The 12,083-nt window shown below is 62.6% G+C and carries 12 protein-coding genes; 6 read left to right on the top strand and 6 right to left on the bottom strand.

What is annotated here, in order from left to right; translation table 11 throughout:
- Window positions 1–35 precede the first annotated feature (35 nt).
- Window positions 36–890: a MaoC family dehydratase gene (locus AO356_RS08125; protein WP_060739333.1), complete on the bottom strand. Its 855-nt coding sequence runs from the start codon at window positions 888–890 to the stop codon at window positions 36–38.
- A 2-nt stretch (window positions 891–892) separates the two neighbouring features.
- The gene (locus tag AO356_RS08120) at window positions 893–2,245 is read right to left on the bottom strand and encodes a 3-oxoacyl-ACP reductase (RefSeq protein ID WP_060739332.1); all 1,353 of its coding nucleotides are present in this window, start codon (window positions 2,243–2,245) and stop codon (window positions 893–895) included.
- Between the two features lie 313 nt (window positions 2,246–2,558).
- Between AO356_RS08120 and AO356_RS33000 the strand changes: the two genes are divergently transcribed.
- The 3 genes from AO356_RS33000 (at window position 2,559) to AO356_RS08105 (ending at window position 5,028) form a co-directional block, all read left to right on the top strand.
- A complete protein-coding gene (locus tag AO356_RS33000) occupies window positions 2,559–2,816 on the top strand; it encodes a transposase (RefSeq protein ID WP_237140769.1) in 258 nt (85 codons plus the stop codon).
- Window positions 2,813–3,649, top strand: coding sequence for an IS3 family transposase (locus AO356_RS08110; RefSeq protein WP_060739330.1), 837 nt, complete (start codon window positions 2,813–2,815; stop codon window positions 3,647–3,649). Before AO356_RS33000 ends, AO356_RS08110 begins: the two co-directional genes overlap by 4 nt.
- Before the next feature lie 101 nt (window positions 3,650–3,750).
- Window positions 3,751–5,028: an acetyl-CoA C-acetyltransferase gene (locus AO356_RS08105; protein ID WP_060739329.1), complete on the top strand. Its 1,278-nt coding sequence runs from the start codon at window positions 3,751–3,753 to the stop codon at window positions 5,026–5,028.
- Here the strand turns inward: AO356_RS08105 and AO356_RS08100 are convergent.
- Entirely contained in the window at window positions 5,015–6,043 is a 1,029-nt protein-coding gene (locus AO356_RS08100; RefSeq protein ID WP_060739328.1) for a bile acid:sodium symporter family protein, read from the bottom strand. The genes AO356_RS08105 and AO356_RS08100 overlap by 14 nt on opposite strands.
- A gap of 79 nt (window positions 6,044–6,122) precedes the next feature.
- Here AO356_RS08100 and AO356_RS08095 point away from each other — a divergent pair, with 79 nt between their 5' ends.
- Both AO356_RS08095 and AO356_RS08090 read left to right on the top strand, forming a co-directional pair.
- Window positions 6,123–6,914 carry an AraC family transcriptional regulator gene (locus tag AO356_RS08095; RefSeq protein ID WP_060739327.1) on the top strand — a complete coding sequence of 264 codons (792 nt, stop codon included), beginning with the start codon at window positions 6,123–6,125 and terminating at the stop codon, window positions 6,912–6,914.
- A 240-nt stretch (window positions 6,915–7,154) separates the two neighbouring features.
- Window positions 7,155–8,048 (top strand): PA4780 family RIO1-like protein kinase, encoded by an 894-nt coding sequence (locus AO356_RS08090; protein WP_014336406.1) that lies wholly within the window; start codon window positions 7,155–7,157, stop codon window positions 8,046–8,048.
- Window positions 8,049–8,269: 221 nt separating this feature from the next.
- Here the strand turns inward: AO356_RS08090 and cueR are convergent, their stop codons facing one another.
- The 3 genes from cueR to AO356_RS08075 form a co-directional block, all read right to left on the bottom strand.
- Window positions 8,270–8,671, bottom strand: coding sequence for a Cu(I)-responsive transcriptional regulator (cueR, locus tag AO356_RS08085; RefSeq protein WP_060739326.1), 402 nt, complete (start codon window positions 8,669–8,671; stop codon window positions 8,270–8,272).
- Complete coding sequence (locus AO356_RS08080; RefSeq protein WP_060739325.1) at window positions 8,668–11,061, bottom strand: heavy metal translocating P-type ATPase; 2,394 nt, start codon at window positions 11,059–11,061, stop codon at window positions 8,668–8,670. Before AO356_RS08080 ends, cueR begins: the two co-directional genes overlap by 4 nt.
- A gap of 223 nt (window positions 11,062–11,284) precedes the next feature.
- Window positions 11,285–11,668 (bottom strand): hypothetical protein, encoded by a 384-nt coding sequence (locus tag AO356_RS08075; protein ID WP_060739324.1) that lies wholly within the window; start codon window positions 11,666–11,668, stop codon window positions 11,285–11,287.
- Between the two features lie 148 nt (window positions 11,669–11,816).
- Here AO356_RS08075 and AO356_RS08070 point away from each other — a divergent pair, with 148 nt between their 5' ends.
- The gene (locus AO356_RS08070) at window positions 11,817–12,014 is read left to right on the top strand and encodes a heavy-metal-associated domain-containing protein (RefSeq protein WP_060739323.1); all 198 of its coding nucleotides are present in this window, start codon (window positions 11,817–11,819) and stop codon (window positions 12,012–12,014) included.
- Window positions 12,015–12,083: the final 69 nt, after the last annotated feature.

Raw genomic sequence — 12,083 nt, 5'->3', positions numbered from 1 at the left:
CCCACAGGGGGTGGCGGTGAATGCCATCGACCTGCTCAGGTGACCGGCCGCCACTCTCCCAGCATATGTTCCAGCGCCCCGCTCCCCACCAGTTGCAGTTGCCCACTGGAGCCCGCCGCACTGGACAGCAGGGTCACTTCGCTGGGCAGGCGCACCGGTTTCTTGAAGGTCACCTCGATCTCGATGTTGGCCTCGGGCAGGTGGCTATCCAGCGCCGCCAGGGTCCTGGCCTTGTTCCACAAGCCATGGGCGATGGCGGTGGGGAAGCCGAACAGCCTGGCGCTGATACCGCTCAGGTGAATCGGGTTGTAGTCGCCGGAAACCTTGGCGTATTGCCGGCCGATGTCAGCCGGTGCGGTCCAGCGCGCGACTTCAATCAATGGCAGGCTGGCCTGAGGGGATTCGTCCACGAGCGCGCCGTCAAGCTGGACGCCTTTGCACAGCATCTGGCTCCGGGCCTCCCACAAGGGCCCCAACTGATCATCGAGGCCGGTCACCAGGTCGAATGCCGCGCCTTTGGGGTGGGCTTGCAGGTTCTCGACATGGACGCTGGCCCGCACCTGGCCGACCCCGCCCATGGGCCGCATTACGCGAATGCGGTTGCTCAAGTGGATCAGCCCCAATAGCGGAAAGGGAAAGTCCCGCCCCGTGAGCAATTGCATCTGCAGGGCAAACGCCAGGACGTGGGGATAAGTCGGCGGCAGCAGTCCGTTATCGACGAAACCGCACACTTTGCGATAGGCCGCCAGCCGTTGCGGGTCGACCTGAAGCACCTGGCGCAGGCCTTCCTCGGGCAAGGTCGTTCCGGTGACCTTGCGCCGCGTCGCCGCTTTTGAATAGAGCCCGGACATGGATGGCGGGCTGCTGACCTCATGCCATTGGATCGTCATGGTCATGCTCCCAAAAGGCTTTGCCCGCATACCCGCAGGGCCTGCCCGGTCACGGCGCCCGTGCCCGGCTGCGCGAGCCAGGCCACGGCTTCGGCGACATCTTGAGGCAAGCCGCCCTGGCCGAGGGAACTCATGCGCCGCCCGGCCTCGCGCAAGGCGAAGGGGATCTCGGCGGTCATGCGGGTTTCAATGAACCCCGGCGCCACGGCGTTGATGCTGATGCCCCGAGATTGCAGCAGCGGCGCCCAGGCCTGGGCCAGGCCGATCAGCCCGGCCTTGCTCGCCGCATAGTTGGTCTGCCCACGGTTGCCGGCAATGCCGCTGATGGAGGCCAGCAGAACGACCCGGCCATTGTCGCGCAGAGTGCCGCTGTCGAGCAGGGCCTTGGTCAGCACTTGCGGGGCGTTGAGGTTGACGGCCAACACGGCGTCCCAGAATTCCGGGGTCATGTTGGCGAGGGTCTTGTCCCGGGTGATGCCGGCGTTGTGCACCACGATGTCGACGCCGTCGGGCAGGTGCTCGATCAGCTGGGCGGGGGCATCTTCGGCGCAGATATCCAGCGTGACGCTGCGCCCGCTCAAACGCGCCGCCAGGGCGTCGAGGTCGGTCTTGGCCTGGGGGACGTCGAGCAGGATCACGTCGGCGCCATCGCGGGCCAGGGTTTCGGCGATGGAGGCGCCGATCCCGCGGGCCGCGCCAGTGACCAGTGCCTTGAGCCCCGTAAGCGGTCGCGTCCAGTCATGGACCTGGGTGCCACAGGCGTCGAGGCGAATGACCTGCCCGGAAATGAAGGCACTCTTGGGCGACAGGAAAAACCGCAGCGCACCTTCCAACTGGGTTTCGGCACCGTCGCCGACATACAGCAGTTGCAGCGTCCCGCCGTGGCGCAGCTCTTTGGCCAGGGAGCGGCTGAAACCTTCCAACGCCCGCTGGGCACTGGCGGCGAATGGATCGCCAAGGCTTTGCGGCGCGCGCCCGAGGATGACGACATGGGCGCTGTGGTCGAGGTTCTTCATCAGCGGCTGGAAAAATTCCCGCAACTGCTTGAGCTGGTCGGTCTGCACCAAATGGCTGGCGTCGTACACCACTGCCTTGATTTTCGGGCCATGGCCGGGGATCCACTCGGTGGCCACGGTTGGTTCGCCGCCGTAGATGAAAATGGTGTCGGTCAGGCGCTTGGCGAACGTGCCGATCTGTTCGGTCAACGGCCCGCCGCCCAGCAGCAGGGCGCCTTCGATCGGCCGTAGCCGCCCGGCCTGCCAGCGTTCCAGGCGTACCGGCGATGGCAGGCCGAGGGACCCGACCATGCGCCGGCCAATGGGCGAATTGGCGAAGTCGATATAACGGTCAGACATGGAACACACTCCGGCTGATGAGGTTCCAAGTGTGGACCATGATTGGCAATCAGTCGTTCGATCGGCGAGATAAAGCCTAAGCTTGAGCGGGAGCGCGTTGTCCAGGGCACCGAACCCCTGTGGGAGCAAAGCTTGCTCGCGATGAACGATGACGCGACCTACCTGAAAAACGCGGTGTCTGCATCGCGAGCAAGCTTGAACTGGCCTAATGATTTTGGACACTTCAATCGGGCGCTATGATGGCGCCCAAATCTGAGGTGTTTTGGTTATGCGTAAATCTTACTCCAGTGAGTTCAAACTCAAGGCGGCCAGCATGGTGCTGGACGAGGGACAGTCGGTTCCCGAAGTCTGCGCCAGCCTGGATATTGGGCCCACGGCGCTTCGCCGCTGGGTCGATCAGGTTCGCAAGGAACGCTTGGGTTCGACCCCGGTGGGCGCCAAGGCGATTACCGCTGATCAGCGTGAAATTCAGCAGCTCAAAGCGTTGCTCAGGCAAAAAGACCTGGACATTGAAATCCTAAAAAAGGCCAGTGCTCTCCTGCTTTTGGACTCCAAAGATCATTCTCGTTGATCAATGAGCTGGACGAGCAGTACGGCGTTAACAATTGCTGTCGGGCGTTTGGAGTCAACCGCAGCAGCTTTTACGCCTGGCGTCAGCGCCAAGGCAAAGTGAAGCCCGAGCGGGAGAAACTTAAAGCCGTGCTGGTCGAGCATCACAAGGAGTCCAGAGCATCCGCGGGGTCTCGCACCCTTTCCAAGGAGCTGCAAGCAAAGGGACATCGTGTCGGGCGGCATATGGCTCGCAGCTTGATGCGCGAAGCCGGTGTTGCCAGTCGTCAGCGCCGGCGGCACAAGTACAAATCTTCCGGCGTGGAAGCGTTGGTGGCGCCGCACGTGCTCAAGCGCAAGTTTGATGTCACGGCGATCAACCAGGTGTGGTGTGGCGATGTGACGTACATCAAGGTCGGCAAGCGCTGGATGTATTTCGCGGCGGTGCTGGATCTGTTTGCTCGCCGGATCGTGGGCTGGTCGTTTTCAATGATTTCCGATGCCTCGCTGACCTGCGAAGCGTTGCGAATGGCGGTGCAATTGCGAGGTTGCCCAAAAGAGGTGCTGTTTCATTCCGATCAAGGCTGCCAATACACCAGCCACAAATTCAGGAATGAAATGCGCAAGCATGGACTCCTGCAAAGCATGAGTCGCAAAGGTGAGTGCTGGGACAACGCCCCGATGGAGCGTTTCTTTGGGAGCCTGAAGTCAGAGTGGGTGCCAGAAGATGGCTACAGCTCGGAGCATGAAGCCCGCGTGGATGTGCAGCGTTATGTGATGCGTTACAACAACGTCAGACTCCATAGCTACAACGACTACCGGTCGCCGGTAGCTATGGAGAAACTGGCAGCATGAAACCGTAACTGGTGTCCAAAATTAGTTGACCAGTTCAGCTTTGCTCCCACAGGGGGGCGGTTGAGTTTTCTTAGTGCATCAGACCTACAGGGGAGTTCTTCATGACACAACTACGCCGCGTCGCGATCATCGGTGGTAACCGCATTCCCTTCGCCCGCTCCAACGGGCCCTATGCCACCGCCAGCAACCAGGCGATGTTGACGGCCGCCCTCGAGGGGCTGATCGAACGCTACAACCTGCATGGCTTGCACATCGGCGAAGTGGCTGCCGGGGCGGTGCTCAAGCACTCCCGGGATACGAACCTGACCCGCGAATGCGTGCTCGGTTCGCGGCTGTCACCGATGACGCCTGCCTATGACGTACAGCAGGCCTGTGGCACCGGGCTGGAGACGGTGCTGCTGGTGGCCAACAAGATCGCCCTGGGCCAGATCGACAGCGCCATTGCCGGCGGCGTCGACACCACGTCGGATGCGCCAATCGCGGTCAATGAAGGGTTGCGCAGGATCTTGCTGCAAGCCAATCGCGCCAAGACCACCGCTGAGAAAATCAAAGTATTCCTGCAATTGCGCCCCCAGCACCTGATGCCGGACTTGCCGCGTATCAACGAACCGCGCACCGGCCTGAGCATGGGCGAGCACTGTGAATTGATGGCCCAGACCTGGCAGATCCCCCGGGAGGCCCAAGACCAGTTGGCCCTGGAAAGCCATCAGAAAATGGCCGCGTCCTACGCCGAAGGTTGGCAGAACGACTTGATGACCCCGTTTCTCGGCCTGACCCGGGACAACAACCTGCGCCCGGACCTGACCCTGGAGAAACTCGCCTCCCTCAAGCCGGCCTTCGAAAAAAGTGCCAAGGGCACGATGACGGCGGGCAACTCCACGCCACTGACCGACGGCGCCTCGTTGGTGCTGCTGGGCAGCGAAGAATGGGCCAAGGCCCGGGGCCTGCCGATCCTGGCATACCTGCGCGACGGTGAAACGGCAGCGGTGGATTTCGTCAATGGCGCCGAAGGGTTGCTGATGGCCCCGGTCTACGCCGTGCCGCGGTTGCTGGCGCGCAACGGCCTGACCTTGCAGGACTTCGATTACTTCGAGATCCACGAAGCGTTCGCCGCCCAAGTGTTGTGCACGCTGAAGGCCTGGGAAGACCCGGACTATTGCAAGACCCGCCTGGGCCTCGACGCGCCGCTGGGGTCCATTGACCGCGGTCGGTTGAACGTGAAGGGCAGTTCCCTGGCCGCCGGGCATCCGTTTGCCGCCACGGGCGGGCGCATTGTCGCCAACCTCGCCAAGTTGCTGGACGCCGCCGGGCGAGGTCGCGGGTTGATTTCCATCTGCGCCGCCGCCGGCCAGGGTGTGACGGCGATTATCGAGCGTTGACGACGGCGCCCTCCTGGCGGGACGCCAGTGCCTTGTGCTGGTTGGCGTAGTGCTCGGCCAGGATCGAGCAGACGATCAACTGCAGCGGGTGGTAGATCATGATCGGCAACAGAATCAGCCCCAGGCCGGGATGGTTGCCGAAAATCAACGCCGCCATCGGCACCCCGGCGGCGAGGGATTTCTTGCTGGCGCAGAACACCGCGGCGACTTCATCGGCGTTGTTGAATTTCAGGGCGCGGGCGGTGCGGGTGGTCGCCCACAGGATGATTGCCAGCAGCACGGCACTGCCCACCACTGCGCTGAGCAACACGCCGTTGCCTTGCTGGCGCCAGATGCCGGACACCATCGAGTTGCAGAAGGCCGCGTAGACCAGCAGCAGGATCACCAGCTTGTCGATGACGCTGGTGTAGCGTTTGTACCGACCGAAAAAGCCGGCCAGCCAACGTCGCAGGAACTGCCCCAGCACCAGCGGCAGCAGCAACATCATGCACAGGTCAAGCAAGGTTGAACCCAGGTCGATGCCACCGGCGCCGCTGCCGACCACGAAACTGACCAGCAACGGTGTCAGGAAAATGCCCAGCACGCTGGACAGGCTCGCGTTGAGAATCGCCGCCGGCACGTTACCTTTTGCACTGCCAGTCAGGGCCACCGAGGAAGAAATCGTCGAGGGCAGGGCGCACAGGTAGAAGAACCCCAGCATCAGCAGCGCCGGCACATGGCTGCCCAGCAGCCAGTTGCTGAGCAGCCAGAGCAACGGAAATACGCCAAAGGTGAAAGCCTGCACCATCACGTGCAGCCGGATGTTCTTCAGACCGTGGCGGATCTGCTCGCCGGACAGGTTGACCCCGTGCAGGAAGAACACCACGAAGATGCCGATGTTGACCACCCATTCGGCATGCATGGCACCGCCCGTGGCGCCGAAGGTGGGAAAGAAGTACGCCAGCAGCGTGGCGAGCACCATGCCGCACAGGAACCAGTCGGTCATCATGCGTTTGAGGTGTCTGAAGATATGCATAGGGCACCGCATGTTGTAAGAAAAGTCGACTTAGCCTAACGTCGTCCTCATCAGTCGTCTTGCGACATAAGGCCAATCAATGCCGCCTAACGGACACCAGCAGCTGGAACGACGTATCCCCGACCTGGCGCAATTGCCGAGGCCGCTGTATGCCCGCGTCGAAAGCTTGAACGCCGGTTCCTGGACGCAAGCCCATCGTCATGACTGGGTGCAATTTTCCTACGCCATCAGCGGCGTTCTCGGCGTACACACCGCCGCCGGCAGTTTCTTCGCCCCACCACAACGGGGCATCTGGATCCCGGCCGACCTGGAACATCAGGTGGTGACCTCCACCCGGGCGGAAATGCGCAGCCTGTATGTCCATCGTCACGCCTGCCCCTGGGCCGATGAGCGCTGTCGGGTGCTGGAAGTCACGCCACTGGCCCGTGAGTTGATCAAGGTATTCTGTCAGTTGCCGGTCGATTATCCCCAAGGCGATACCCAGGAAGAACGGCTGGTGCAGGTGTTGCTGGACCAGTTGGCGACGTTGCCGGAAGTGGGATTTTCCCTGCCGCTGCCGCGACATGCCCGCTTGCTGGCGCTGTGTAACGAATTGATCGAACAGCCTGAACAGAACGTCACCTTGCAAGCCTGGTCTGAACGTCTGGGCACGTCGGAAAAAACCCTGATGCGTCTGTTCCAGCGTGAGACCGGCCTGAGCTTTCGTGCCTGGCGCCAGCGCATGCGCTTGTTATCGTCCCTGGGCTCCTTGGAGAAAGGGGACAGCGTCACCAGCGCCGCGTTGTCGTGTGGGTATGATTCAACGTCCGCATTCATTGCCGCGTTCAAGGGGATGTTCGGGTATACACCGGGGGAGTTGTTCAAGCATTGAGCCGGCGCACTTGCCTACGGCTGGCGGTGGACATGACTGTCAGCTCTTGTCGCAAATACCTGGGTATTGAGTTGCCAACGCCAGCGCCGGTCTCGGCTATGATTCGACGCCGTCGATTGATCCGGCACATTGTGTGCATCACAGGTTCATAGGTCGGCAACCCCTCCCCGTGGAGGATGGATTGCCGTATAACGACTGTCATTCGCGTGTTTGGTAATAAAGGACCCACAATAAAAGCTGATGAAGACTCCAAAACGCATTGAACCCCTGATCGAGGACGGTCTGGTCGACGAGGTGCTGCGCCCACTCATGAGTGGTAAAGAAGCAGCTGTTTATGTGGTGCGCTGCGGCAACGAGCTACGTTGCGCGAAGGTCTACAAGGAGGCGAACAAGCGAAGTTTTCGTCAGGCGGCCGAGTATCAGGAAGGCCGCAAGGTGCGCAACAGCCGTCAGGCCCGGGCCATGGCCAAGGGCTCGAAGTTCGGGCGCAAGGAAACCGAGGACGCCTGGCAGAATGCCGAAGTGGCGGCATTGTTCCGCCTGGCAAGCGCGGGTGTGCGCGTGCCCAAGCCGTACGACTTCCTTGAAGGCGTGCTGCTGATGGAGCTGGTGGCCGACGAGTACGGGGATGCGGCGCCGCGCCTGAACGATGTGGTGCTGGAGCCGGACCAGGCCCGTGAGTATCACGCCTATCTGATTTCCCAGATCGTGTTGATGCTGTGTACCGGCCTGGTGCACGGTGACCTGTCGGAGTTCAACGTGCTGCTGACGCCGACGGGGCCGGTGATCATTGACCTGCCGCAAGCCGTGGATGCGGCGGGTAACAACCATGCCTTCAGCATGCTGGAGCGGGACGTGGGCAACATGGCGTCCTACTTCGGCCGGTTTGCCCCGGAACTCAAGCGCACCAAGTACGCGAAGGAAATGTGGGCGCTGTACGAAGCGGGCACCCTGCACCCGGCCAGCGTGCTGACCGGCGAGTTCGACGAACCGGAAGAACTGGCGGATGTCGGCGGGATCATGCGTGAAATCGAGGCCGCCCGCCTGGATGAAGAACGCCGTCAGGCCGTTCGCGCCGCCGACGATGCCCCACCCGGCAAGACCGAAGAACCGCCACCGCCGTGGATGCAATGATCGGCTGAACAGAAACCCGGCCTATGGCCGGGTTTTTTGTGGGCACTGCAAAATCCTCTATCCACCGCAGGCCTCCTGTGTGGGAGCGAGCTTGCTCGCGATAGCGGTGGGGCCGCTTGCATCGATGTTGAATGTGCCGCCGTCATCGCGAGCAAGCTCGCTCCCACCGTTTTGCTTCGGCTGTTTACAGCATTGATGTCCACCGCCGGTCTTTGTGGGCATCAATTCTTGCAGCACCCCGACGCCAGTTCCTTGAGGATCGGGCAATCCGGACGGTGGTCGCCGTGGCAGTGCTCTACCAGGTCTTGCAAGGTGTCGCGCAGTTCGGCCAGTTCGCGGATTTTCTGGTTCAGCTCATCGATGTGTTGCCGGGCGAGGGCCTTGACGTCGGCGCTGGCGCGTTGGCGGTCTTGCCAGAGAGTGAGCAATTTGCCGACCTCTTCCAGGGAAAACCCCAAGTCGCGGGAGCGCTTGATGAACGCCAGGGTGTGCAGGTCATCGGCGCCGTAGACCCGGTAGCCGCTGTCGGTGCGATGGGCGGCCTTGAGCAGGCCGATGGATTCGTAATAGCGGATCATCTTCGCGCTCAGGCCGCTCTGGCGGGCCGCTTGGCCGATGTTCATCGCTTGTCCTCCAACTGCTTGGGTGTCCAGAACTTCAACAGTAACGCATTGCTCACCACGCTGACGCTCGACAGGGCCATGGCCGCGCCGGCCAGCACCGGGTTGAGCAAGCCGAACGCCGCCAGGGGGATGCCGATCAAGTTATAGACGAACGCCCAGAACAGGTTCTGGCGGATCTTGGCGTAGGTCTTGCGGCTGATGTCCAGCGCCGCCGGTACCAGTCGCGGATCGCCACGCATGAGGGTGATGCCCGCGGCATGCATCGCCACGTCGGTGCCACCGCCCATGGCGATGCCAATGTCGGCGGCGGCCAGGGCCGGGGCGTCGTTGATGCCGTCGCCGACCATCGCCACCACCGAGTGGCGCTTCAATTGTTGGACGATGGCGGATTTATCCGCTGGCAGTACCTCGGCATGGACATTGGAAATCTCCAGCGCCTGGGCCACCACCCGGGCGCTGCCTTGGTTGTCGCCGGTGAGCAGATGGCTGGCGATGTGCTGTTCATTCAAGGCCTGTACGGCGGCGAGAGCGCCGGGCTTGAGGGTGTCACCGAAGGCGAACAGGCCCAGCACCCGCGGCGTCGCGCCTTGTTCGAGCAGCCAGGACAACGTACGGCCTTCGGCTTCCCAAGCCTGTGCGGATTCGGCCAGCGTTCCGGGGTTCAGGCCCAGTTCGTCCAGCAGACGGCGATTGCCCAGGGCCAGGCGTTGCCCGGCGAGGCTGCCGGCAATGCCGCGTCCGGCCAGGGACTGGCTGTCGCTGACATCCGGCACATCCAGGCCGCGCTCGGTGCAGGCGTCCAGTACGGCTTTGGCGAGCGGGTGTTCGCTGCCGCGCTGCAGTGCGCCGGCCATTTTCAGCAGCGCGTCTTCATCCCCGTCCAGGGCGGTCAAGTGGGCGATACGCGGGGTGCCGGAGGTCAGGGTGCCGGTCTTGTCGAACACCACGGTCGTGACTTCATGGGCGCGTTCCAGGGCTTCGGCATCCTTGATCAGAATCCCGTGGCGCGCCGCCACGCCGGTGCCAGCCATGATCGCCGTGGGCGTCGCCAGGCCCAGGGCGCAGGGGCAGGCGATCACCAGCACGGCGACGGCGTTGATCAGCGCGGTTTCCAGTGGCGCACCGTACAGCCACCAACCGATGAGCGTCGCCAGGGCCAGTACCAGCACCACCGGTACGAAGACCTGGCTGACTTTATCCACCAGTTTCTGGATCGGTGCCTTGGCGGCCTGGGCGTCTTCCACCAGGCGAATGATGCGCGCCAGGACGGTTTCGGTGCCCAGGGCTTGCGTGCGGACCAGCAACCGGCCTTCGCCATTGATGGCGCCGCCGGTGACCTTGTCCCCGGGCTGCTTGGGCACCGGCAGGCTTTCGCCGCTGATCAGCGCTTCGTCGGCGTGGCTCTGGCCTTCCAGCACTTCGCCGTCCACCGGGAAGCGTTCGCCGGGCTTGACCAGCACCAGGTCATTCAAGCGCAGGGCGCTGATGGCAACGTCCCGCTCCTGGCCATCGATCACCTGGATCGCCCGTTCCGGGCGCAAGGCTTCGAGGGCGCGGATGGCGCTGGCGGTCTGGTGCTTGGCGCGGCTTTCCAGGTATTTACCGAGCAACACCAGGGCGATCACGACGGCCGAAGCCTCGAAATACAAGTGCGGCATGCTGCCGGGACGGGCGATCGCCCATTCATACAGGCTCAAGCCGTAGCCAGCGCTGGTGCCCAGGGCCACCAGCAGGTCCATGTTCCCGGCACCGGCCCGCACGGCCTTGAAGGCGGCGACGTAGAAACGCGCACCGAAGATGAACTGCACCGGCGTCGCCAGGGCGAACTGCACCCAGGCCGGGAGCATCCAATGCACACCGAATGGCTGTAGCACCATGGGCAGTACCAACGGCACCGACAGCAGAATCGCCAGCACCAGGGCCAGGCGTTCACGGTTCAGACGGTTGTTCTGCGTGTCGGCGACCTGCTCGGCCTGCCAGACCGTGGCGTCATAGCCGGCGCGCTTGAGCGCATCGATCAGGGTTTGCGCATCCACCTGGCCGAGCAGTTCGAGGTGAGCCCGCTCGTTGGCCAGGTTGACACTGACGCTGTTCACACCGTCGACCTTGCCCAAGGCCCGTTCGACCCGGCCGACACAGGAGGCGCAGGTCATGCCTTCGATGTTCAGTTCCAGGGTGTGCACGGGAACGCTATAGCCTGCCTGTTCGACGGCCTGCTTCAAGGCCGGCAGGCTGCCTTCGGGGGCCTGGACACGCGCCAGTTCCGTCGCCAGGTTGACGCTGACGGCGCTGGCACCGGCGACTTTGCTCAAGGCTCGCTCGACCCGCCCGGCGCAGCTGGCGCAGGTCATGCCGGCAATGGGTAGATCGAATGTGGTGGATTCGGACATCGGTCACGCTCCCTGTAGTGAATGACTACAGGATCAACCTTGCCATGCTGGCAAGGTCAAGCGCCAATCCAAAAAGGGTTGCCGCTCCCTGATATGGGATCTGGCTCTGTGGGAGCAAGGCTTGCCCGCGATGAAAGCACTGCAGTCTCTTGAGTGACCGCGGCGCCTGGATCGCGAGCAAGCTTTGCTCCCACAAAGCTTGCCCACCGGGGCAAGTGGCGTGTCAGTAACCGAGCCCAGCCTGCTTGAGGTACATACCTTGTTCGTTCATGGCGATGCGGAACTTCAAGATGTCACCGGCCTTGAGGGTGATGTTCTGCGACCCTGGCGCGAGCATGCCCGGGTTGCAACCCGGCGCCTGTCCCGGCAGCAATTTCAGGCGCAAGGAAAACTGGCCCGGCGGCAGGTTGAACGAGGTGCTCTGCTCCTGGAACAGCCTGGCCGAGAGTTGATCCTGGATGTAGATGCCGATTTCGCAACTGGTCGCCACTTCCAGGCGCTCACGGGAAATGATCAACACGCCATAGTCTTCGCCGACGGCCGAGGCCTGGGGCGCCATCGCTGAAAAACCGAGCATGCAAAACAGGCTGAACGCTGACCAGCGCATGGCTGAACCTCCGGTGTGAAATCCTTGATGTGTGCAGCTTGGCTGAGGGCGACGCCGATTGCCAGCCCGGCAGTTTTTGTCAGAACTTGACCTTGCCATGATGGCAAGCTTGAGACTGGCGGCAACCTCAATCCCAAGGAGTCATCTCATGCAAACATTCAATGTTCAGGGCATGTCCTGCGGTCACTGCGTCAAGGCCATCACCCAGGCTGTCCAGGCCAAGGATCCGGCGGCGGACGTGCAAGTCGACCTGGGTGCCAAGACCGTCCGGGTCCAGAGCTCATTGGCGGCCGATGCCGTGCTCGCGGTCATCAAGGAAGAAGGCTATGAGGTCAGCCCCGCCTGAAGTTTTTTAATCGTTAGCGACCTATCGGAATGTTCAAGAGCGCCCGGCACGGCTAGACTGTCGGGCTGT

The sequence above is a fragment of the Pseudomonas fluorescens genome, assembly GCF_001307275.1.
Lineage (GTDB): Bacteria > Pseudomonadota > Gammaproteobacteria > Pseudomonadales > Pseudomonadaceae > Aquipseudomonas > Aquipseudomonas fluorescens_AA.
This window is presented reverse-complemented; position numbering and strand designations above follow the sequence as displayed.